The 22,144-nt window shown below is 44.6% G+C and carries 21 protein-coding genes; 18 read left to right on the top strand and 3 right to left on the bottom strand.

The window, feature by feature from the left end:
- Positions 1–7 precede the first annotated feature (7 nt).
- Both pheS and pheT read left to right on the top strand, forming a co-directional pair.
- The gene (gene pheS, locus TPET_RS00530; protein WP_011942809.1) at positions 8–985 is read left to right on the top strand and encodes a phenylalanine--tRNA ligase subunit alpha; all 978 of its coding nucleotides are present in this window, start codon (positions 8–10) and stop codon (positions 983–985) included.
- A 15-nt stretch (positions 986–1,000) separates the two neighbouring features.
- Entirely contained in the window at positions 1,001–3,367 is a 2,367-nt protein-coding gene (gene pheT, locus TPET_RS00525; RefSeq protein WP_011942808.1) for a phenylalanine--tRNA ligase subunit beta, read from the top strand.
- 18 nt (positions 3,368–3,385) lie between these two features.
- On the opposite strand, the gene TPET_RS00520 is transcribed toward pheT, so the two are convergent.
- The 3 genes from TPET_RS00520 to TPET_RS00510 form a co-directional block, all read right to left on the bottom strand.
- Positions 3,386–3,958, bottom strand: a complete 573-nt coding sequence (locus TPET_RS00520; protein ID WP_011942807.1) for a TetR/AcrR family transcriptional regulator — start codon at positions 3,956–3,958, stop codon at positions 3,386–3,388.
- Positions 3,959–3,973: 15 nt separating this feature from the next.
- Complete coding sequence (locus TPET_RS00515; protein WP_011942806.1) at positions 3,974–5,422, bottom strand: radical SAM protein; 1,449 nt, start codon at positions 5,420–5,422, stop codon at positions 3,974–3,976.
- A gap of 82 nt (positions 5,423–5,504) precedes the next feature.
- Entirely contained in the window at positions 5,505–6,476 is a 972-nt protein-coding gene (locus TPET_RS00510) for a radical SAM/SPASM domain-containing protein (RefSeq protein ID WP_011942805.1), read from the bottom strand.
- 127 nt (positions 6,477–6,603) lie between these two features.
- Here TPET_RS00510 and TPET_RS09390 point away from each other — a divergent pair, with 127 nt between their 5' ends.
- The 16 genes from TPET_RS09390 to TPET_RS00435 are packed head-to-tail and all read left to right on the top strand — an operon-like array spanning position 6,604 to position 22,110.
- Complete coding sequence (locus tag TPET_RS09390; RefSeq protein WP_011942804.1) at positions 6,604–6,774, top strand: hypothetical protein; 171 nt, start codon at positions 6,604–6,606, stop codon at positions 6,772–6,774.
- The gene (locus TPET_RS00505) at positions 6,716–7,447 is read left to right on the top strand and encodes an ATP-binding cassette domain-containing protein (protein WP_235231244.1); all 732 of its coding nucleotides are present in this window, start codon (positions 6,716–6,718) and stop codon (positions 7,445–7,447) included. Before TPET_RS09390 ends, TPET_RS00505 begins: the two co-directional genes overlap by 59 nt.
- A gap of 29 nt (positions 7,448–7,476) precedes the next feature.
- Complete coding sequence (locus TPET_RS00500; RefSeq protein WP_011942802.1) at positions 7,477–8,436, top strand: 1-phosphofructokinase family hexose kinase; 960 nt, start codon at positions 7,477–7,479, stop codon at positions 8,434–8,436.
- Positions 8,437–8,889 carry a CBS domain-containing protein gene (locus tag TPET_RS00495; RefSeq protein WP_011942801.1) on the top strand — a complete coding sequence of 151 codons (453 nt, stop codon included), beginning with the start codon at positions 8,437–8,439 and terminating at the stop codon, positions 8,887–8,889.
- Entirely contained in the window at positions 8,886–10,190 is a 1,305-nt protein-coding gene (gene mtaB / locus TPET_RS00490) for a tRNA (N(6)-L-threonylcarbamoyladenosine(37)-C(2))-methylthiotransferase MtaB (RefSeq protein ID WP_011942800.1), read from the top strand. Before TPET_RS00495 ends, mtaB begins: the two co-directional genes overlap by 4 nt.
- Entirely contained in the window at positions 10,150–10,971 is an 822-nt protein-coding gene (locus TPET_RS00485; RefSeq protein ID WP_011942799.1) for a d-amino acid aminotransferase, read from the top strand. Before mtaB ends, TPET_RS00485 begins: the two co-directional genes overlap by 41 nt.
- The gene (locus TPET_RS00480; RefSeq protein WP_011942798.1) at positions 10,968–11,273 is read left to right on the top strand and encodes a DciA family protein; all 306 of its coding nucleotides are present in this window, start codon (positions 10,968–10,970) and stop codon (positions 11,271–11,273) included. Before TPET_RS00485 ends, TPET_RS00480 begins: the two co-directional genes overlap by 4 nt.
- Entirely contained in the window at positions 11,254–13,164 is a 1,911-nt protein-coding gene (gyrB, locus tag TPET_RS00475) for a DNA topoisomerase (ATP-hydrolyzing) subunit B (RefSeq protein WP_011942797.1), read from the top strand. The genes TPET_RS00480 and gyrB overlap by 20 nt, the downstream gene beginning before the upstream one ends.
- A gap of 2 nt (positions 13,165–13,166) precedes the next feature.
- The gene (locus tag TPET_RS00470; protein WP_011942796.1) at positions 13,167–13,721 is read left to right on the top strand and encodes a DUF4894 domain-containing protein; all 555 of its coding nucleotides are present in this window, start codon (positions 13,167–13,169) and stop codon (positions 13,719–13,721) included.
- Position 13,722: 1 nt separating this feature from the next.
- Positions 13,723–14,973, top strand: a complete 1,251-nt coding sequence (locus TPET_RS00465) for a cell division protein FtsA (RefSeq protein ID WP_011942795.1) — start codon at positions 13,723–13,725, stop codon at positions 14,971–14,973.
- Positions 14,974–14,989: 16 nt separating this feature from the next.
- Complete coding sequence (ftsZ, locus tag TPET_RS00460; RefSeq protein ID WP_011942794.1) at positions 14,990–16,045, top strand: cell division protein FtsZ; 1,056 nt, start codon at positions 14,990–14,992, stop codon at positions 16,043–16,045.
- Positions 16,045–17,748, top strand: a complete 1,704-nt coding sequence (locus TPET_RS00455; protein ID WP_011942793.1) for a GspE/PulE family protein — start codon at positions 16,045–16,047, stop codon at positions 17,746–17,748. Before ftsZ ends, TPET_RS00455 begins: the two co-directional genes overlap by 1 nt.
- A complete protein-coding gene (locus TPET_RS00450; RefSeq protein ID WP_011942792.1) occupies positions 17,745–18,950 on the top strand; it encodes a COG1361 S-layer family protein in 1,206 nt (401 codons plus the stop codon). The genes TPET_RS00455 and TPET_RS00450 overlap by 4 nt, the downstream gene beginning before the upstream one ends.
- A gap of 42 nt (positions 18,951–18,992) precedes the next feature.
- Positions 18,993–20,027 carry an FtsW/RodA/SpoVE family cell cycle protein gene (locus TPET_RS00445; RefSeq protein ID WP_274378308.1) on the top strand — a complete coding sequence of 345 codons (1,035 nt, stop codon included), beginning with the start codon at positions 18,993–18,995 and terminating at the stop codon, positions 20,025–20,027.
- Positions 20,028–20,075: 48 nt separating this feature from the next.
- Positions 20,076–20,723: a hypothetical protein gene (locus TPET_RS00440; RefSeq protein ID WP_011942790.1), complete on the top strand. Its 648-nt coding sequence runs from the start codon at positions 20,076–20,078 to the stop codon at positions 20,721–20,723.
- Between the two features lie 16 nt (positions 20,724–20,739).
- Positions 20,740–22,110, top strand: a complete 1,371-nt coding sequence (locus TPET_RS00435) for a PEGA domain-containing protein (RefSeq protein ID WP_011942789.1) — start codon at positions 20,740–20,742, stop codon at positions 22,108–22,110.
- The last annotated feature ends 34 nt before the right edge of the window (positions 22,111–22,144 follow it).

The following is a 22,144-nucleotide window of genomic DNA, read 5'->3' as shown; positions in this document are numbered from 1 at the left end:
ACGAGAGATGGAGATAGAAGCCGTCGAAAAGGAAGCCATCGAGAAATTATCGAAGATATCGAACGTTCAGGAGCTGGAAAGTTTCAGGATAGAGTTTCTCGGAAAGAAAGGAAAAATCACTGGCTTGATGAAAAACCTCAAGAATCTCCCACCTGAAGAAAGGCCTGCCTACGGTAAAAGAGTGAACGAACTCAGAGAGAAGATAGAAAAACTCTTCGAAGAAAAGAGACAGCAAATCCAAAGGATACTCGAACAGGAAAAGATGGAAAAAATGAGAATAGACGTCACAGTACCGGGGGCAAGGAGGAAACTTGGACATTCTCACCCTGTTCTGAAGGTTATGGAAGAGATAGAGAGAATCTTTGTATCGATGGGATTCGATGTGGTGGAAGGGCCGGAGATCGAAACAACCTGGCACAACTTCGACGCACTGAACACACCGGAATGGCATCCAGCCAGGGACGAACACGATTCTTTCTACATAACGGATGATCTCCTTCTCAGAACTCACACTTCTCCCGTTCAGATCAGAACAATGCTCGAGAGAAAACCTCCCATCGCTATCATATCACCCGGAAAAGTTTACAGAAGAGACTACGATGCGACGCACCTTCCCATGTTTCACCAGGTGGAAGGGTTGCACGTAGATAGAGATCTCAGCGTGGCTCATTTGAAATTCACCCTCGAAGAGTTCGCTCGAAGAATGTTCGGCGAGGGTGCGAAGGTGCGTTTGAGGCCGAGCTTTTTCCCGTTCACGGAACCGAGTTTTGAGGTGGATGTCTATCTTTCCGGGTACGGATGGTTGGAGATTCTGGGAGCGGGCATGGTCGATCCGAACGTCTTTTTGAACGTAGGATACGATCCGGAAGAATGGACGGGTTACGCTTTTGGAATGGGAGTGGAAAGAATCGCCATGCTGAAGTACGGCATAACAGACATAAGAGAGTTCGTCAGAAACGACGTGAGATTTCTCAGTAGCTACTGATGGGGGTGTGATGAGGTGAGAGTTCCCGAGTCTTGGCTCAGAGAATTCGTAGATCTCGACTGGGACATCGAGCAAATAGCGGAAAGACTCACTTTTTCTGGCACGAGTGTGGAGGATATTCTGAGACCTTTCAACGTTTCCGGAGAGATAATCACAGCGAGGGTGATAGAAAGGTTCGATCATCCCGCCTCAGAAAAGCTCATCGTGTGCAAGGTGGACACCGGAAAGAGAATCTACACGGTCATCACAGCCGATAAAACCGTGAACGAAGGAGACTACGTCATACTGGCTCTCGAAGGAGCTACCTTGAACAACGGTCTCAAGATAGAGCCTCGTGAGTTCAAAGGGGTTATCTCGGAGGGTATGCTTTGCTCACTTGAAGAATTGGGACTTGAGGAAAAATCCGACAGAGTTTATCGTTTCCCTGATCCCGTGGAGCTCGGTGTGAACGTGGTAGAGGAATATGGACTCAACGAAAGAGTCCTGGACATAGAGATAACTCCAAACAGGCCTGATTGTCTTTCGATTATTGGTGTTGCGAGAGAGCTTTCTGCCCTCAGCGGAAGGCCTTTGAATAAGCCTCAACCCGATGTTTCTTTTGTGGATGAAGATGTTCAGTTCGATGTGGAGATAGAAGACGTGGAGGGTTGTCCCAGATACTCTGCTCGAATAATGAAAGGTGTCACCGTGAAGGATTCGCCGCTCTGGATGAAGGCGAGGCTCGTAGCGGCAGGGGTTCGTTCTCTGAACAACGTGGTCGACGCCACGAACTACGTGATGATCGAGCTGGGACATCCCGTTCACGCGTTCGATCTGAACAGGCTCAAAAACAAGATAATCGTTGTGAAATCTGCAAAGGGTGGAGAAAGAGTCCTGCTACTCGATGAAAAGGAGTACAAACTGAAGGGCGGAGAGATCTTGATAACGGACGGTGAGAACGTCCTCGCACTTGGCGGAATCATGGGAGGAATGGAATCTGGTGTGTACGATGACACCAGAGATCTGGTGCTGGAAGTGGCTTACTTCGATCCTGTGAGGATAAGAAAGGCATCCAAAGCGCTTGGAATCAGTTCTGAGTCTTCTTACAGGTTCGAACGAGGTGTGGATCCGAACGATGTGGAACTTGTGTCTTTGAGGCTTGCAGAATTGATTCAAAAGCTGGCCGGCGGTCATGTTCTTGGGAAATTCTGGGATGTTTATCCTCGAAAGATAGAATCCAAAAAGGTGATGCTCAGAAAAGCCAGAATCGAAAAGATACTGGGAACGAAAGTTGAAGAGCCGGGCAATATTCTCAAACGCCTTGAATTCCAGGTGGAGGACAGAGGAGACAGTTACGAAGTTCTTGTTCCCACCTTCAGACCGGACGTTGAAAGGGAGATAGACCTCATAGAAGAGATAGGAAGGATTTACGGGTACGAGAAAGTCGAATCGAAGGTGATAAGCGTTCCTGCAATAAACCGTGGCTGGGACGAGAAACAGCTCTTCAGAAGGGAAATTTCTCAATTCATGAAAGGAATGGGTTTCGATGAAGTGGTGACTTTCTCTTTTGTGGATTCCCAGAAGGTTAAAAGATGGCCTCTGGTGGGCAGAGAACCCATAACTCTCTCCAATCCTATCGTTTCAGATATGGACGTGATGAGAACGTCACAATTTTACAGCCTGATACAGGTGCTCGCTGAGAATTTCAAGAGGCAGAACAGGGATCTGAAACTCTTCGAAATTGGAAAGGTTTACTTCAAGGAGAACGGAAACTTCATGGAGATAGAGACGCTCTCTGCGATGAGCTGTGGTTTGGAAAATCCGGGAGACTACACCGATAAAAGAAACGTGTCCTTCTACACGACCAAAGGAATTCTCGATGAACTCTTCTTCAGGTTCGGTGTGAATGTCGAATACAGAGTCGCGGAGATACCTGGATTGTTCCCGACTAGATCCGCTCGCATCTACGTGGAAAACAGGGAGATCGGTTTCATTGGAATGGTTGATCCAAAGCTCCTCGATGAGTACGATGTGAAAGAAGACACCTACTTCTTCGAGATAGACATGGAACTTCTGAGAGAATGTGCATCGAAGAGACCTGCTTACAGGCCCACACCAAAATTTCCTGCTGTGAGAAGAGATATCTCCTTCCTGCTTCCGAAGGGATTCGAGTCTGTGAAGATCATCGAACTTTTCAAAAAGAGCGGAGGAGATCTGGTGGAGGAAGTGGGAGTGTTTGATGTCTATGAAGGAAGAGGAATCCCGGAGGATATGGTGAGTGTTACATTCTATGTGGTGTTCAGGCACCCGGAAAGAACTCTGACCGACGAAGAAGTGAACAGAATTTTCGAAGAGATGGTACAGAAAACGGAAGAGGAGTTTGGAATAAGAAGAAGATTCTGAGATTAAGATGAAGAGGGGCTAACGCCCCTCTTCTGTTTTCACATTGAGCAATCCTCTGAGTATCATTTCCTGGATGTTCTGAAGCAGTCTCTTATCCTTTGGAACGTCTCCGAACGAGTTGACTATCAGCTCCGCGGCAGCTCGGGAATCGAGATCTTTGTAAACGTAGTTTTGCTTCTTCCCTTCTTCTATTAGTTCTTCGACTCGCTTTATGAAGTTCTCATAACGCTCTCTGAGTTTCGACCACTTTTCTCTTTCGAATCTGACGGTCGATTTTTCTTTTTCGATGATTTCGTTCAAAATGGTCTTATTCAGAACAAAGTCGACGTAGGACTTCAGAAACTTTTTTATTTTCGCAAAGTAGGAGTTCGTCTCTTCAGTGACGGAAAAAAGATGACTCTCCAGTTCCTCGAGTGCTTCTCTCCAGATCTCTTCGAAAAGTTTGTCCTTGCTTGGAAAATAGTAGTAGATGAGAGCCTTTTTCACACCAGCTTCACGTGCGATTTCTTCCATGCTGACTCCATCGTAACCGTATTTTGAGAATGCTTTCCTTGCCGCTTCGAGGATTTTTTTTCTTGTTTCGAAGCTCAATTCGATCCCTCCACATCAGTCCCTGTAGCGTTTGTCCACCGCGAGAAGCTTTTCTTTGTCCGCGTACTTTCTCATTCTCACTTCGTAACTGTAAACTCCCCTGTTGGCTGGATAGATCTCAGAGTACCCTTCTTCGTACCAGAGTTTGTCGGCGTATTTCTTCCATTCGGCCGCGAGTTTGTCCAACTCGGGTGCAAGATCTGTGATGACCCTTTCGGATCCCTCGTGCTGTGGTTTTGCGTTGAACGCCCTCACCATGGCTCTGAAGACTTTCGGATTGTCGATTATTGGACACGGTCTGAAGAGATTGTCACTGTAGGGGATCATCCTCTTGTAAGCTTCGAAGAACGGTGATCTCAGAATGTCGATGAGTTTTTTCTCGCGGATGCTGTCCACCGCGAACTGCTGGAAGACGCAAGGTTCCACGTAACCCTTTGCGTTTATGTGGAGGTACTTGGCACCCGCTGCGAGACAGCCGTTAGTGAGAAATCCGTGGTTCCAGAAATCGGCAACGAAAGCGAATCTTCCGCTGAGTCTGAGCTGTTCAAGTTTGTGGAATCTTTCGTATCTCTGTTGCGGTGTGGGAACAAGATCCATCGTTGGATTCATTCCCACAGGCATGAACTGGTAAATCCACACGTAAGAGACTCCCTGTTCTTGGAGGAAATCCCAGAAATCATCCTTCATGATGGTATCGTGGTTCATTCGTGTTGCTGTCACTGAAGCTCCAAAGATCACACCGTGTCTTCTGAGTCTTTCCCAAGCTTCGAGGATTCTTTTGAATATTCCCCTTCCTCTTCTCCAGTCTGTGTCAGTTTCGAAACCCTCCACAGATATCGAAACCGTCACATTTCCGAGTTCTGAGAGTTTCTTAGCGGTTTCTTCTTTTATCAGAGTTCCATTGCTGTAGACCAAGAAGTAACTGTCCTTGAATTCTTCGAATATGTCCATCAGGTGAGGCCAGAAGAAGGGCTCACCACCGGTGATGATGAAGAAGTATATTCCCAGGTCGTTGGCCTGTTTCAAGATGTCTCTGACTTCATCGTGGGAGAGCTCGTATTTTCTACCGTAAAGTCCCGCATAGCACCCAACGCAGTTCAGATTACAGGCGTATGTAGGGCTCAGAACGAGGAGTTTTGGGAGCACCGTTTTGTACTCGTGCATCTTTTCCTGCCTGATAGGTTCTCCGAGAGCGAACTCGTTGATGATCAGGTTGTTTATAACCCCTTCAACACACTTTGGACTTGCTTTTTTGAAAACGTTCACCCATGACATCACCATGGGATGTCTTTCTTTTGCGAGGTCAGCCAGTTTTCGAAGGCCGCTCTTCGCGGGCTCCTTCGTGAACATGCTCAAAGTACCGAAGATCTTTCCAAGAGTTTCCACTTCAGCGTTTTTAACGAATGAACCGACGAGTTTTCCCGCCTGGTGATAGATCATTCCTTTGATTCCACCTACTGCCATTGAATCACCTCCATATTTTTTTTACTTACCGGTCGGTAAAAATATTCTATGCACACAGAGTGACAATCAGATTTCATTTAAGTTACTTTATGTTGTATCGAGCTTTGTTCAGAGAACAGAGGGCTTCGTCTTTTTCGCGTCCTCTCAGCAGATAGTAAGCTTTGCAACCACCACCACATTCGTTCAGGATAGGACACTGCTGACAGGAAGTTGGGGAAGGAATAGGAGTGTACTCGTTCCAGATTTCCGAGAATTTCTTTTCTTTCACGTTCCCCATGTAGAATTCCTTTCTATATCTGAAGTGACCACAGGGAACAACTGTGCCATCGACCAGAACCGACGCGTGCGTGATTCCTGCGGAACACGGCCTTCCCGATATGGATTCTTCCACGTAAAATGTCAAGCAGTCTTTGTAGTTTTCTATCACTCCAAGAACGTGTTTTATAGCTACTTTCCATTCCTCTGGATTCATATCCAGTTCTCTTGCATGGATCATGCCCCTTCCGACTGGTATGAACCTATCTACGTACAGAGCATTAACTCCCAGTTCCAGTGCGAGTTTTACCATGTTTTCGAATTTCCTCCAATTTCTCCTGTTTATCACATTTAAAATGGTGATTTGAAGCCCTTCACTTACGAAGTTTTTGATGCCCTGAACAGCTCTTTCGAAGTTTCCGATTCCTCTCACAAAATCGTTGGTCTCGGGCTCTGGGCCTTCAAGAGAAACACCAACAAGCACGTCGGGATTGGCCTTTTTTATTTTCTGTACCATTTCCTTGGTGGCAAGCGATCCGTTGGTGTTGATCATGAGACGCTGTCCGACCTCTTTTCCAAAGGCAAGAATATCCAGTATTTGAGGATGGAGGAGAGGTTCGCCACCTACAATATCGAGAGCCCAGGTGCCCAGTTCTTTCATGTCAAGTATCAGTTCTTTTATTTCTTCAAAACTCAACTCTTCAGGATGGGGCTTTCCAGCCTTGCAGTAGCAGTGTTTGCACCTGAAGTTACATCGCAGTGTCAGTTCGTATTCCACGATGAAAGGTGGATTTCGCATTCAATCACCTCCAGGATAGATTTTAACCCTGGAGACGTTTTATTACATTTTCTGGGTTCTAATTGTAATGATCCATACAAGTCCAATTAAAGGTTTGGGGTTAGAATCAAAAACGAGGTGATGCCTCTTGGAGAAAAAAGTATCCAGAAATCCCCGTGTTTTGTCGCAGATAGATCTGCTCAAATTGATGACCGATGGAGATGAAAGTGCTCTCAGGGAAATAAAGAGACGTTTGGGTCTTGACGAGAAGAGAGAAAGAGATAACGATGAAAAGCGAAAAGTTTCCGATAAGGTTTGAAAATTTTTCCATATCTGTGGATGGTAAAAGTGTACTTGAGAATATAACCGTTTCCTTTGTTGAAGGAATGAACGTCCTTTATGGCCCAAGAGGATCCGGAAAATCTTTTCTCCTCAGATCTATCGTCAAATTGAACGTTGAAATATTCAACGAGATTTCCAGAAGTGGTTCCGTCTATTTGTTCGATCAAAATGTGCAGGATCTTGACGACATCTATCTCAGGAAAAACGCTCTGTACCTTGATACCAGTTTCATCGATGCGATGAATCGCTACACATTCGATGAGTTTCTTAAGCTTGCCCTGAAAAGGAAAATTTCTCTGGAGGATTTTTCCGAGAAACTCGATGATCTTGGAATACTGAGGATGCTTATTCGCGGTCGAAAAACACCCCTTTCTGTGTTCTCTCCAGCCGAAAAGATTTCCCTCCTTCTTTTCATTCTCGAACAGAAAAAACCTCGTATCATTTTGATGGACTGTCTGCTGGATCACCTCGACGATGAAAACCTAGAGAAGATAATGGACATGTTCCTCAAGATGAAGGAAGAACGAACTTTTGTCATATCCACTCGTATCCTTCAAAGGTTTCTCTACATCGCCGATTTGTTGGTTATACTGAATAATGGTAAAATCAATTATGTTGGGAGTCCCAAGGATTTCGTTTTAAAAATGTGATTCCCCACTTCTGATTTCGAGGTGATTGTATGGTCCTGACGGTGACCCTCAATCCTGCTTTAGACAGGGAAATTTTCATAGAAGATTTTCAGGTGAACCGGCTGTACAGAATAAGAGATCTTTCTAAAACTCAAATGTCTCCGGGTGGGAAGGGTATAAACGTTTCTATAGCCCTTTCCAGACTGGGGGTGCCGTCAGTCGCCACCGGATTCGTGGGTGGGTACATGGGGAAGATTCTTGTGGAGGAATTGAGAAAAATTTCAAAGCTGATCACGACGAATTTTGTTTACGTGGAGGGAGAAACGAGAGAAAACATAGAGATAATCGACGAAAAGAATAAAACAATAACTGCTATAAATTTTCCCGGTCCAAATGTTACAGAGATGGATGTGGAACACTTTCTGAGAAGATACAAGATGACGCTTTCGAAAGTCGATTGCGTTGTCATATCGGGGAGTATTCCACCAGGAGTGAACGAAGAAATATGCAACGAATTGGTGAGGCTTGCACGTGAAAGGGGAATCTTTGTTTTTGTCGAACAGACTCCCAGATTGCTTGAGAGAATCTATGAAGGACCAGAGTATCCTAACGTTGTGAAACCGGATTTGAGAGGTAATCACGCTTCTTTTCTTGGTGTTGAATTGAAAACCTTTGATGATTATGTGAAGCTTGCCGAAAAACTCGCCGAAAAATCGCAGATCTCCGTGGTGTCTTACGAGGTGAAGAACGATATTGTTGCAACAAGAGAAGGAGTCTGGCTTATAAAATCCAAAGAAGAAATAGACACATCACATCTTCTGGGTGCGGGGGACGCGTACGTGGCTGGTATGGTCTATTACTTCATCAAGCACGGAGCCAACTTCCTCGAAATGGCAAAGTTTGGTTTTGCCTCCGCACTGGCTGCCACTCGAAGAAAAGAGAAGTACATGCCCGACCTCGAGGTTATAAAGAAGGAGTACGATCACTTCACCGTAGAGAGGGTGAAGTAAATGAAAGTAAAGGATGCCGTCATCTATGATATTTCCGCTGTTTTTGAAGATGAGACGGTTGAAACAGTGATAAAGCTTCTTTCCAGACAGAACCTCTCAGGAGTTCCTGTTGTCGACCATGATATGAGAGTAGTGGGTTTTGTCAGCGAGAGCGATCTCATAAAGGCCCTTGTGCCCAGTTATTTCTCGCTTTTGAGATCCGCTTCTTTCATTCCAGATACCAACCAGCTGATAAGAAACGTAGTCAAAATAAAAGACAGACCCGTGTCTGATTTTATGAACAAGCCTCCTGTCGTTGTGAAAGAAGACGATCCACTCATCGTAGCAGCGGATTATCTCATAAGACACGGCTTTAAATCGCTTCCTGTTGTCGATGAAGCCATGCAGCTCGTTGGCATAGTGAGAAGAATAGACATTCTGAGGGTAGTTTCGGAGGGAAAGCTGGAAATATGAAAACTGTCAGGATAGAGACTTTCGGCTGTAAGGTGAATCAGTACGAAAGTGAATACATGGCTGAACAGTTAGAAAAAGCCGGGTACGTGGTTTTACCCGACGGGGATGTTTCTTACTATATAGTGAACTCGTGTGCCGTTACCAAGGAAGTTGAGAAGAAAGTGAAGAGATTGATAAAGAGCATCAGAAACAGGAACAGGAACGCAAAAATCATCCTCACCGGTTGTTTTGCCCAGCTTTCTCCGGATGAGGCAAGGAATCTTTCGGTGGACATGGTTCTGGGAATCGATGAGAAAAAACACATAGTGGATCATATTAACTCCCTGAACGGAAAACAACAGGTTATTGTATCTGAACCCGGCCGGCCCGTTTACGAGAAAGTAAAGGGGAGTTTTGAAGACAGAACCCGTTCTTACATAAAGGTTGAAGACGGGTGTGACAACACCTGTACCTACTGTGCTATCAGGTTGGCCCGTGGCAGTAAGATCAGAAGTAAACCGCTCGAAATATTCAAAGATGAATTTGTCGAAATGGTGGCAAAGGGTTACAAAGAGATCGTAATAACCGGTGTCAACCTTGGAAAATATGGAAAGGACATGGGTTCTTCTCTTGCTGAACTTCTGAAGGTCATCGAGAAAGTTCCTGGGGATTATCGAGTGCGTCTCAGCTCCATAAATGTGGAAGATGTGAACGACGAAATTGTGGAGGCTTTCAAGAGAAATCCCAGATTGTGTCCGCATCTTCACATTTCAGTTCAGAGCGGATCCGATGATGTGTTGAAAAGAATGGGAAGAAAATACAGAATCTCTGATTTCATGCGTGTTGTTGACAAATTGAGAAGTATCGATCCAGATTTTTCGATAACAACGGACATAATCGTTGGTTTTCCAGGAGAAACGGACGACGATTTCCAGAAAACTCTTGATCTGGTTGAAAAAGTGGGGTTCAGTAGAGTGCATATCTTCAGATTTTCACCGCGCCCCGGAACTCCAGCGAGTAGAATGGGAGGAAGTGTTCCCGAATCGAAGAAAAAAGAGCGTCTGGATGTTTTAAAAGAGAAAGCGAAAGATGTTTCTATCAGGTACAGGAAGAGAATCATTGGGAAAGAAAGAAAAGTTCTCGCCGAATGGTACGTCATGAAGGGTATCCTTTCTGGTTATGACGAATATTACGTGAAGCATGAGTTTGTGGGAGATCGAGTGGGGGAATTCCATAATGTAAGGGTGAAATCCCTTTCGGAAGAGGGAGTGATTTCCTGTCGTGTTGATATGGTGGAGGGGAAAGTTTCAGCGCGCGGATGAAATTTCGCTGGATTTCTCCCTGTTTGAAAAGTCGCTTCAGGGGGCAGTGTACGAAACCTTGAGAACTTACAATGGAATCCCGTTTGCAGCTTACAAACATTATTCCAGATTGAAGAGATCTGTCGATTTCTTTAAAATCCCCTTTTCTTTGAGTTTTGATGAGTTTTCAGAAGTGCTGAAGACAGGTGCTCAGGAATTCAAACAGGAAGTGAGAATCAAGGTCTATCTTTTTCCTGATTCCGGGGAGATCTTTTTTGTGTTCTCACCCTTCAATGTGCCGGATGTGGAGTCAGGAGTTGATGTGAAAATATCGAGCGTTCGAAGAATACCTGATCTCTCCACCCCACCGGCTCTCAAAATAACTGGACGTACCGACATAGTGCTTGCAAGAAGGGAAATAGTGGACTGCTACGATGTAATTCTGCTTGGTTTGAACGGGCAGGTTTGTGAGGGAAGTTTCAGCAATGTGTTTTTGGTGAAAGAAGGCAAATTGGTTACACCTTCGCTCGACAGCGGTATTCTGGATGGCATCACGCGGGAGAATGTGATAAAACTTGCAAAAAGTCTTGAAATACCTGTTGAAGAAAGAGTGGTTTGGGTTTGGGAACTGTTCGAAGCGGATGAAATGTTTCTCACACACACGAGTGTGGGAGTGGTTCCTGTTAGAAGGTTGAACGAGCACTTATTCTTTGAGGAAGAACCAGGACCCGTGACAGCGACTTTGATGGAAAACTTTGAGCCTTTTATCTTAAACCTTGAAGAAAACTGGGTGGGAATATGATCCTTCTCAGACAACTGTTCGAAGAACTTTCCACCAAACAACCTCTTTTTTTTGAATTGAAGATAAAGATGCTCCTTTCTGAATGGGACAAGATAGTTGGACCTGTGATAGCAAAGCACACGAAGGTGGAAAAAGTGGAAAACGGAACAGTTTACGTTGTTTGCGATGATTCATTGTGGATGACGGAGCTCTCCATGCAGAAGGATCGTTTGCTCAGAATTCTGAATGAAAAATCAGGTAAAGAACTGTTCAAAGATATAAGATTCAGGAGGGGAAAAGTAGATGGAAAAGTACTCCGCTGAAAGTATAAAGGTTTTGAAGGGGCTGGAACCTGTCCGAATGCGACCCGGAATGTACGTAGGATCCACAGGAAAGCGTGGATTGCATCACCTCGTGTACGAAGTGGTGGACAACAGTGTTGACGAGGCACTGGCAGGATACTGTGACTGGATACGTGTGACTCTCCATGAAGATGGAAGTGTGGAAGTCGAGGATAACGGGAGAGGAATACCCGTTGATATACATCCCGAAGAAGGAAGAAGCGCTCTGGAAGTGGTTTTCACGGTTCTTCATGCAGGAGGGAAGTTTTCCAAGGACTCTTACAAGATAAGTGGCGGTTTGCATGGTGTTGGTGTATCGGTGGTGAACGCTCTTTCGGAGTGGTTGGAGGTGCGGGTGCATCGTGATGGGAAGATTTATCGGCAGCGATATGAAAGAGGTAAACCGGTCACACCTGTGGAAGTAATAGGAGAGACCGATAAGCACGGCACGATCGTTCGATTCAAACCCGACCCTCTCATATTCTCAGAAACGGAATTCGATCCTGACGTACTGGAACACAGGTTGAGAGAGATAGCTTTCCTAGTACCAGGACTCAAAATAGAATTCGAAGACAGAATAAACGGAGAGAAGAAAACCTTCAAATTCGACGGAGGCATAGTGGAGTATGTGAAGTATTTGAACCGTGGGAAAAAAGCTCTACACGATGTGATACACATAAAGAGAACGGAAAAAGTGAAAACAAAAAATGGTGAAGACGAAGTGATAGTGGAGATCGCCTTTCAATACACTGATTCGTATTCTGAAGATATCGTGTCTTTTGCAAACACCATAAAAACTGTCGATGGTGGAACTCATGTTACAGCCTTTAAGAGCACCCTCACAAGACTCATGAACGAGTATGGGAAAAAACATAATTTTCTCAAGAAAGACGATTCCTTCCAGGGTGAAGATGTGAGAGAAGGTCTCACTGCGGTTATCAGTGTTTACGTGAAAAACCCCGAATTTGAAGGACAAACAAAGTCAAAACTCGGCAACGAAGAAGTCAAGGAAGCGGTAACCAAGGCTATGAGAGAAGAGCTGAAAAAAATATTCGACGCAAATTCCGATCTTGTGAAAGCTATTCTTTCAAAGATCATGAGTACCAAACAAGCAAGAGAAGCGGCAAAAAGAGCTCGAGAGATGGTGAGGAGGAAAAACGTTCTTCAAAACACAGCACTTCCGGGGAAACTGGCGGACTGCAGTTCCACACATAGAGAGAAAACGGAGCTTTTCATCGTGGAAGGTGACTCTGCTGGTGGATCTGCAAAGCAGGCCAGAGACAGAGAATTTCAAGCGGTTCTTCCCATAAGAGGAAAGATTTTGAACGTGGAAAAATCATCCCTCGATAGATTACTGAAAAACGAGCAGATCAGTGACATAATTGTTGCAGTGGGAACGGGCATAGGAGATGATTTCGACGAAAGCAAGCTCAGATACGGTAGGATTATCATCATGACCGACGCCGATATAGACGGTGCACACATAAGAACTCTCCTTCTGACACTCTTCTATAGATACATGAGACCCCTCATCGAACAGGGCAGGGTATACATAGCACTCCCACCTCTCTACAGGATCAAAGCTGGAAGAGAAGAGTTCTACGTTTACAGTGACCAGGAGCTGGCGGAATACAAAGAGAAACTCCAGGGAAAAAGGATCGAAATTCAACGGTACAAAGGACTTGGTGAGATGAATCCTGAGCAGCTCTGGGAAACAACGATGAATCCAGAAACGAGAAAAATCATAAGGGTAACTATAGAAGATGCCGAAGAAGCGGATAGACTCTTTGAAATTCTCATGGGTAACGATCCATCCAGCAGAAGGGAGTTCATAGAAAGGCACGCTCTGAAAGTGAAAGAACTGGATATCTGACCATGAGATCCTTGAGAGTTCTCCTCATCACGATGATTGTTCTTTACATTCTGTTCTTTGTGAATTCTTTTTTTCAAAGTCGTAGAGAACACGTGAGGGTTCCAGAAAAAGTGTATTCATATTTGATAGAAAATTTTAACATTTCTCCAAAAAGTATTATAATAGATTCGAAAAAGACCGTAGGAATAGTTTTCTATGAAGGGAATTACTATCTGTGTGCTGAAGATGGAAGTTTGGTAGCTTCGTTATCGAAAAAGGACCTATTCAAATTCTACCCAGTGTTTCTGGAAGTTAATCTTGAAGGGCTTCGACTTTCAAAGAGCGACAGGGAAATTCTGGAGATGTTGATTCCGATTCTGAAAAGTTCTGTAGTGTCCGCTGTTTTTTTTGAGTCAAAAGAAGTTGTTCTGCTGAAGGGATCCAGAATCATGTTTGAAGAATGGAAAGATCTTGTCGAGAACTTTCAGGTAATAATGGAGCAATCTGAGAAAATGAAAGCGAAGGAAAGGTATTTCCTGACGGATGATGGAAGATTGATGTGGATAAGGGGTGATTGACTTGTCAAAAACTGTCTTTTATACCTCGATCGATATAGGTTCAAGATACATAAAGGGACTCGTTCTTGGAAAACGTGATCAAGAATGGGAAGCACTGGCCTTTTCGAGTGTGAAATCGAGAGGGCTGGATGAGGGTGAAATAAAAGACGCCATCGCTTTCAAAGAATCTGTGAACACACTGCTTAAAGAACTCGAAGAACAGCTGCAAAAATCTCTGAGAAGTGATTTTGTCATTTCTTTCAGCAGCGTGAGTTTTGAAAGAGAAGACACCGTGATCGAAAGGGACTTCGGTGAAGAGAAACGATCTATCACCCTGGACATCTTGAGTGAGATGCAATCGGAAGCTCTTGAGAAATTGAAAGAGAACGGGAAAACTCCTCTTCACATATTTTCGAAAAGATATCTCCTGGACGACGAAAGGATCGTTTTCAATCCTCTCGATATGAAGGCTTCGAAGATAGCCATCGAGTACACCTCCATTGTCGTACCTTTGAAAGTTTATGAGATGTTCTACAATTTCTTGCAGGATACCGTTAAAAGCCCATTTCAGTTGAAGTCTTCTCTTGTTTCAACTGCCGAAGGAGTTCTCACCACGCCCGAGAAAGATCGGGGTGTAGTGGTCGTGAATCTGGGTTACAACTTCACCGGGTTGATAGCGTACAAAAACGGTGTTCCCATAAAGATATCCTACGTCCCTGTGGGGATGAAACATGTTATAAAAGATGTTTCCGCTGTCCTTGACACCTCTTTTGAAGAGTCGGAAAGACTCATTATAACTCATGGAAGTGCCGTTTATAACGATCTGAAAGAGGACGAAGTACAGTACAGAGGACTCGACGGAAACACCATAAAAACGACCACTGCGAAAAAACTTTCTGTCATTATACACGCACGTCTCAGAGAGATAATGAGCAAATCCAAGAAATTTTTCAGGGAAGTTGAAGCGAAGATAATAGAGGAAGGGGAAATAGGGATACCTGGTGGTGTGGTTCTCACTGGGGGAGGGGCCAAAATTCCACGAATAAACGAACTGGCCACAGAGGTGTTTAAATCTCCGGTGAGAACAGGTTGTTACGCAAATTCCGACAGACCGTCCATTATCAACGCGGATGAAGTTGCCAATGACCCTTCCTTTGCTGCGGCGTTTGGAAATGTTTTTGCCGTCTCAGAGAATCCTTACGAGGAAACTCCGGTGAAAAGTGAAAATCCGCTGAAGAAAATTTTCAGACTCTTCAAAGAATTGATGGAGTGAGTAGGAGGTTAAAAGTATGGGATTTGACCTTGATGTTGAGAAAAAAAGGGAAAATAGAAACATCCCCCAGGCGAACAATTTGAAAATAAAAGTCATAGGAGTCGGCGGTGCCGGAAACAATGCCATAAACAGGATGATAGAAATAGGAATACACGGTGTTGAATTTGTCGCGGTGAACACCGATCTTCAGGTACTGGAGGCTTCTAACGCTGACGTGAAGATTCAGATCGGTGAGAACATCACACGGGGCCTTGGTGCGGGAGGACGCCCCGATATAGGAGAGCAGGCCGCTCTCGAGAGCGAGGAAAAAATCAAAGAAGTGCTCCAGGATACCCACATGGTCTTCATAACTGCAGGGTTCGGAGGAGGGACGGGAACAGGTGCTTCCCCTGTCATAGCAAAGATAGCCAAAGAAATGGGAATCCTGACTGTAGCCATAGTGACGACTCCCTTCTATTTCGAAGGCCCGGAGAGACTCAAAAAAGCGATAGAGGGGCTCAAAAAACTTCGAAAACATGTGGATACCCTCATAAAGATATCCAACAACAAACTCATGGAAGAACTCCCGAGGGATGTCAAGATAAAGGATGCTTTTCTGAAGGCTGACGAGACTCTTCACCAGGGAGTGAAAGGAATTTCGGAACTGATAACGAAGAGGGGTTACATAAATCTCGACTTTGCAGACATAGAGTCGGTGATGAAAGACGCCGGTGCAGCGATCCTTGGTATAGGCGTTGGAAAGGGTGAACACAGAGCAAGAGAAGCTGCTAAGAAGGCTATGGAAAGCAAGTTGATAGAGCATCCTGTAGAAAACGCGAGTTCGATCGTGTTCAATATAACTGCTCCCAGCAATATAAGAATGGAGGAAGTACACGAGGCAGCCATGATCATAAGGCAGAACAGCAGTGAGGATGCGGATGTTAAATTCGGCCTCATCTTCGACGATGAGATACCCGATGACGAAATTCGTGTGATCTTCATAGCTACGAGATTTCCAGATGAAGACAAGATTCTCTTCCCGGAGGGTGACATACCGGCCATTTACAGATACGGCCTGGAGGGGCTTCTCTGATGCTGAGAAGATACAGAAAGCTGGGAGAAATTCTTGTGGAGAAAGGGTTCATAACCAGAGAAGAGTTAGAGAGGGCTCTTGAAATTCAAAAAGAGGAAAAGAAGCCACTCGGGGAAGTTTTAATTGAGACTGGGTACATCACGGAAGATCAACTGCTGGAGGCTTTGAGTGAGCAGTACGGGGTTCCAATCCTGAAGGAACTACCAAAAAACATTCCTCTCAACGTGGTGGGCTCTATTCCAAAGAACATCATCGAATCTCTGCACGTCATTCCTGTAGAAAAGAAGGAAGACGGAACTCTCGTGGTGGTGACGGATAACGGGACGAACATTCCGAGGATCAAACAGGAAATTCGTTTTCTCACGGGAAAAAATCCGGAGATTTATCTTGTAACGAGTAGAGATTTTTCTGTTTTGTATCAAACGTATGTTCTTGGTGTACCACTCGAACTTTTCGAGGAGCCTTACGTTGCTATAGAAGAAACACCAGAACAGGTTGAGGAAGAAGAGGAAGAAGAAGAAAGGGAAATAGAAGAAGCTCCCATTGTACGGCTTGTCAACAATATCGTAAACCGTGCCATAGAGATGGGAGCGAGTGATATTCATATAGAACCGATGAAAAGAACCGTGAGAGTGAGATTCAGAGTAGATGGCGTTTTGAGAAAGGTTCTTGAGTATCAAAAACTTCAACACAACTCTGTTGTGGCACGCATCAAGATTATGAGCAGCCTTGATGTGTCGGAAAGAAGGCTTCCGCAGGACGGGAAGTTTTACACAATAAAAAGCGGTGAGCAGTACGATTTTCGCGTGTCAACCATGCCTTCCACCTTCGGAGAGAAAGTCGTGCTGAGAATATTGAAGGTATCCGATGCGAACAGACGTCTTGAGGAACTTGGATACAGTGAATACAACTTGAAACGAATACTATCATTACTTGAAAAACCATACGGTATCATCCTGGTCACTGGACCAACGGGAAGCGGGAAATCCACTACACTTGTCGCTATGATAAATTATTTGAAGAATGAAAGTGTGAACATAGTAACAGCGGAAGACCCTGTGGAATACACCATCGAAGGGGTTACTCAGTGTCAGGTTTTCCCGGAAATAGGTCTCACGTTTGCTCGGTACTTGAGAGCTTTCCTCAGACAGGACCCCGACATCATCATGGTGGGTGAGATCAGAGACAGAGAAACCGCACAGCTTGCGGTGGAAGCTTCCCTCACGGGACACTTAGTTCTGAGTACACTTCACACCAACACCGCCGCCGGTGCTGTTTCAAGGCTCATAGAAATGGGAATAGACCCTCACCTTCTTGGAGCCTCTCTCATCGGAGTCATAGGTCAAAGGCTGGTGAGAAAGCTCTGTGATGAGTGTAAAATGCCTGGAGAGGTTCGAGATGAACAGGTAAAATCTTATTTCGAACAATTCTTTGGAAAGGTACCAGATCAGATTTACTATCCTTCAGAAGAGGGATGTCCTGCCTGTAGGGGAATGAGATACAGAGGAAGAATGGCTATAGGAGAAGTTTTAATTGTGGACGAAGAGTTGAGAGAACTGATCTCTTCCAGAGTGAGTGAAACAGAGATTGCAAAGCTCGCAGTGAAAAAAGGTATGCGCACCATGTTCCAGGATGCCCTCGAAAAGGTTCTTCTTGGGCAGACGAGCATCGAAGAGGTTTTCAGGGTGACCACACCGCTATGAGGTATTTTTCTAAGAGCCCTGAAGAGTGGCAAAAAAGAGACGAAGAAAGAGAAAGAGAGTTCAGAAACAGAAAAGACAGAATTCGCCGCAGGGCGAATTTTATTCTTGTTGTGAATCTTGTGATAGTAGTTTTCCTGGTGTTTTTCACGAAAGCGTTTTTTTCCAACAAATCGGAAGGTGTGATTGGGCCCTTCCAGCTGGTGATAGAGACAAAAGAGTCCTACCTTCCAAACGATTCCCTCGATGTGCGGGTGAAAGTGTTCAACAGAGAGAGAAAAAAAGAGAATCTTGTGCTGGAAGACTTCGTATTTTCCATCAAAAGAGGAAATGACACAGTGTACGAATTTCACTTTCCGCAGCGTGTGGAAAAAGAGATGGAAGCTTTTGAAAGTGTCCTGGTTTTTGATCTTTTGAGGGAGGAAGAGCTGTCAAATCTATCTGGGGGAAATTACACGATCACAGTCTCTGTCAAGTTGAATGGCCAGAGGGTGGTTATCAGTAAGAGTGTTTCGGTGATTGAAAAGTGGCAAGTCGAAGTTGAAGACCTGAAAGATTTTTATTTCCCTTACGAAAACGTGTATTTTTCTGTCTATTTGGAAAACATAAGTTCGAAGAGTCGAAAAATTCACGTGGAGTCGATCAGCCTTATTATCCTTAAGGGGAACGAGACTGTCTTTGAAAGAGATATTCCAATAGAAAAAGACTTCGTGATAAATCCGATGATGGTCGAGCAGATCCACGAAGTGAGCTTTTCCGTCCCAAAAGAATCTGGAGATTACATCGTTGAATTGAAATTGAAGACAAAAGATGGTTTGATAGAAAGCTCGATACCTCTTTTCGTGACGCAGGAGTATCAAAAAGATTTGAAGGGACTCTCCCTTATCATCGAAGGGAAGAAGTTTGTAGCATCCGGTGAAAGATACGATTTCTCTGTGAAGCTTTTGAACGAAGAAAAGAAACGAAAGTACATAGTTTTGAAAAACATCATGATCGTTTTGACGCACAAGGAACCGGTGTTCTCGTATGCTTATTCTGAAGAATACAGGATGACGATCGAAGGATATTCCTCAAGAGAAATTTTTAAGACGACCAGTTACGATATCATAAAACTCGAGGATCCCGGGACTTACAAACTCATCGTTGTGATAGAAAGTGAAGAAGACAGGCTGATGAAGGAAATGGAGATAGTCGTTTCAGAGTGAGGTGGGACCATACCACACGAGAACAAAAGAATAGACTGGATCATTGTTGTTCTTGTGTCCATCTTGATGTTGTTTGGACTTGCAACTTTGAGAAGCGCAACTTACGGAGAAAACGAACAGCTTTTCACGAGGCAGATTGTGTGGGATGTAGCCGGTTTCTCGTTGATGTTTCTGATTTTGTTCATCAAAGACAGAACGATTAGAAATTTTTCGATCATTCTCTACGTTTTCTCTGTTGTTTTACTGGCAGTCCTTCTTGTGAAAGGAACACCCATCGGTGGTTCAAAGAGATGGTTCAGAATCATGGGATTCAGTTTCCAGCCTTCAGATTTTGCAAAGCTTTCTCTCATCGTTCTGCTCCCTTACCTTCTGGAGAAGAAGTGGTTCTGGAGAAGTCTTTTCCTCACGGTTGTCCCCGCTGTTCTCATATTTCTTGAACCTGATCTTGGCACCACGCTTTCTGTGGGATTGATCTGGTTGTTTGCGGTTCTGGCCTCGAATGTGAATAAGAAGCCCCTTGTGATCCTGTTGATACTGGCCATTGTGTTTCTTCCTGTTTTCTTTTTCTTTGGGCTGAAGGACTATCAGAGGGCAAGGATACTCTCTTTTCTCAACCCGGAAAAGTACGGTGAGAGTTACTCCTACAACGTTCTACAGTCGATTCACGCGATCGGAGCCGGTGGACTCTTTGGAGCAGGATACATGAAAGGAAAGGCGAACCTTATGGGGTACGTCCCTGTCTCGTACACTGATTTCATCGTATCGGTGATCGGTGAGGAATTCGGATTCATCGGAATAGTCTTTCTGCTTTCGCTTTTCGGTTTTCTGTTCTTCGAAGTTTCCAGGTGGATTCTTAACGTGAAAGACGAATACTGGGAAATGTTGATGGTTTCTGCGTGTGGACTGATATGGTTCCACGTCTTCGAAAACGTCTCGATGAACCTGGGACTCCTTCCAGTCACTGGTGTTCCTCTTCCATTCATCAGCTACGGTGGAACCTCTACACTCATGTTTTCCATTCTCGTCGGACTCATTCTCAAAGGGATTGCACTGGCAAGAGTGGAAAAGAAATTTTGAGAACTCTCTTCTTTACTTGAAAGTCTTAGATTTGAGGGGGTGAAGAAAATGAAGAGATTTTTTCCCTTTCTGGGGTTGATTCTTCTGATTTTGACAGCTTGTCTGCCACCACTTGAGGAAAGACACGAGTTCATCGTCGAAGTGGTTGGAAATGCTTATCTTGACGATGTGATGGATTGGTATCAACCATCCTATGGTGATTATCTTGTTCAGGAACACCCTGTGATTGTACTCTACTATCCGGATGGAAGTTATGCTTACAGTGAAAGGGCGGCATTCTATGAGCAAAACAACGACTTCGTCGCGGCTGCGGGGGAGATCGTTGATACGGCAGATCTTAAAGATGACTTGAACCAGATCTGGAGCAGTTACTATCCAATTTACGACGTGGATGTGTGGTGGCAGGCAGATCAGGGAGAATGGCAGGCAAGGGTGAAAGATTTGACGAAAGATGTTAAAATCACGAAGTTTTTTGTGGTAACTTTCAAAAAAGTCGGTAATTACTGTGAAGTAGTAGATGTAAAAGATGAAGATGAAAGCGAAATATACTGTGATGATAAAGGAGTTTATCACCTTGGTCCTTTAAGCGGTGTTGATGGTTTTGTCGCTTTCGTTCAGGAAGCTCCTTCTAATCGAACTCTTGTGCCTGTATCAAACACAAAGATCCTCGGTGCGGAAGTCAGATGGATAAAATAACAAGGAGGTGTGACCCATGAGGAGATATGTGTTTCTTCTTCTGATTCTTGTCTCGATGGTGGCTTTCTCTTTCGACGCAAAGAGCATCATCATAGTACCCGAGAGACCCTACTTCACGGTGGATGTGTGGCTCAACAAACCGGAAGGATCCGTCTATGAAGTGGGAGAGAGGATGGAGATCTTCGTCAAATCTTCCAGAGACGCGTACATACTCGTCTACGACATCAACGCACAGGGTAAGGTGACTCTCATTTTCCCGAACAAATACGAAAGCGACAATTTCGTCAGGGCAAATGAGATAAAAAAGATTCCTTCGAAATCCACCTACTCTCTCAGAGTTTCACCACCGTATGGAAAAGAGTACATTCAGGTGATCGCAAGCACCAGACCGATACCGATTTTCAACCAGCTGAAAGAACTCGGAACCGCTCAAGCCTTTCCAACGCTGTCTGACAACGTCGAAGAATACGTTCAAAATAAATTGAAACCCTATCTCACGGGTGAATGGGTCTCCGATCTCACTTATTTCTACGTGGGAAGAGCCCCCGCGTTCGGAACGCTGATCGTTGACTCGACACCTCCAGGAATGACTGTCTATATTGATGGTTCTTACAAAGGAAAGACACCGGTCACGGTATCAGTGGACGAAGGAACACACTACGTGACGGTGTATTTTGAAAACTACACGTTCTACAAGGAAGTCTATGTGGGAAGAGATCAGACGGTGAAGGTGATAGCCACTTTGCCTCTCGCTCAACTCTCTCTCAGTTCAAGCCCGAGTGGTGCGAGTGTCTACCTGAACGGAGTCTATCAAGGAAAGACTCCTCTGACGTTGAACCTCTCTCCTGGAAATTACACTGTCACGTTCAGAAAAGAAGGGTACCGCGAAGAGACCCGGAACATAACCCTCAGTGCGGGAGAAACTAGATCCGTGTACGTCACGCTGAAACCAGCACAATCTTCTTTGAAACTGAGAACGGATCCTTCTGGAGTCGACGTCTATATCAACGGAAGATACGTGGGAACGACTGATCAGAACGGTTTGAATCTCATTCTTGATCCTGGAACGTACGAGATAAAACTGGAAAAAGAAGGGTACGAAACAGATCGCTTCACGGTGAATTTCGGACCAGGAGAAGAAAAGGAGATTTTCAGAAAACTGGAGAAGAGAGTGGTCTTTTCAGAGGTTAGAATAGAGACCGATCCATCGAGAGCTACGATATACCTAAACGGGTACTACCACGGTGAAACACCCATCACTCTATACATCCAGGCAGGAACCTACGAGATCACGATCGTGAAACCCGGTTACAGAACGATCGTGAAAACCATCACTTTTGACGATGAAGAAGAATACTTCAAGTTCATCATGAACAGGATAGAGTGATCGATGTTAAAATTAATGGTAATAAGGAGGAGTT

The sequence above is a fragment of the Thermotoga petrophila RKU-1 genome, assembly GCF_000016785.1.
GTDB lineage: Bacteria > Thermotogota > Thermotogae > Thermotogales > Thermotogaceae > Thermotoga > Thermotoga petrophila.
The sequence above is the reverse complement of the archived record's forward strand: the minus strand, read 5'-3'. Positions and strand labels throughout refer to the sequence as shown.

Excerpts from the sequence above, each read along its gene's own strand:
- pheS (WP_011942809.1), top strand. The coding sequence starts at position 8 with ATGGAGATAGAAGCCGTCGAAAAGGAAGCCATCGAGAAATTATCGAAG.
- TPET_RS00515 (WP_011942806.1), bottom strand. The coding sequence starts at position 5,422 with ATGGCAGTAGGTGGAATCAAAGGAATGATCTATCACCAGGCGGGAAAA.
- TPET_RS00510 (WP_011942805.1), bottom strand. The coding sequence starts at position 6,476 with ATGCGAAATCCACCTTTCATCGTGGAATACGAACTGACACTGCGATGT.
- TPET_RS00500 (WP_011942802.1), top strand. The coding sequence starts at position 7,477 with ATGGTCCTGACGGTGACCCTCAATCCTGCTTTAGACAGGGAAATTTTC.
- TPET_RS00495 (WP_011942801.1), top strand. The coding sequence starts at position 8,437 with ATGAAAGTAAAGGATGCCGTCATCTATGATATTTCCGCTGTTTTTGAA.
- mtaB (WP_011942800.1), top strand. The coding sequence starts at position 8,886 with ATGAAAACTGTCAGGATAGAGACTTTCGGCTGTAAGGTGAATCAGTAC.
- TPET_RS00480 (WP_011942798.1), top strand. The coding sequence starts at position 10,968 with ATGATCCTTCTCAGACAACTGTTCGAAGAACTTTCCACCAAACAACCT.
- gyrB (WP_011942797.1), top strand. The coding sequence starts at position 11,254 with ATGGAAAAGTACTCCGCTGAAAGTATAAAGGTTTTGAAGGGGCTGGAA.
- TPET_RS00470 (WP_011942796.1), top strand. The coding sequence starts at position 13,167 with ATGAGATCCTTGAGAGTTCTCCTCATCACGATGATTGTTCTTTACATT.
- ftsZ (WP_011942794.1), top strand. The coding sequence starts at position 14,990 with ATGGGATTTGACCTTGATGTTGAGAAAAAAAGGGAAAATAGAAACATC.
- TPET_RS00455 (WP_011942793.1), top strand. The coding sequence starts at position 16,045 with ATGCTGAGAAGATACAGAAAGCTGGGAGAAATTCTTGTGGAGAAAGGG.
- TPET_RS00450 (WP_011942792.1), top strand. The coding sequence starts at position 17,745 with ATGAGGTATTTTTCTAAGAGCCCTGAAGAGTGGCAAAAAAGAGACGAA.
- TPET_RS00440 (WP_011942790.1), top strand. The coding sequence starts at position 20,076 with ATGAAGAGATTTTTTCCCTTTCTGGGGTTGATTCTTCTGATTTTGACA.
- TPET_RS00435 (WP_011942789.1), top strand. The coding sequence starts at position 20,740 with ATGAGGAGATATGTGTTTCTTCTTCTGATTCTTGTCTCGATGGTGGCT.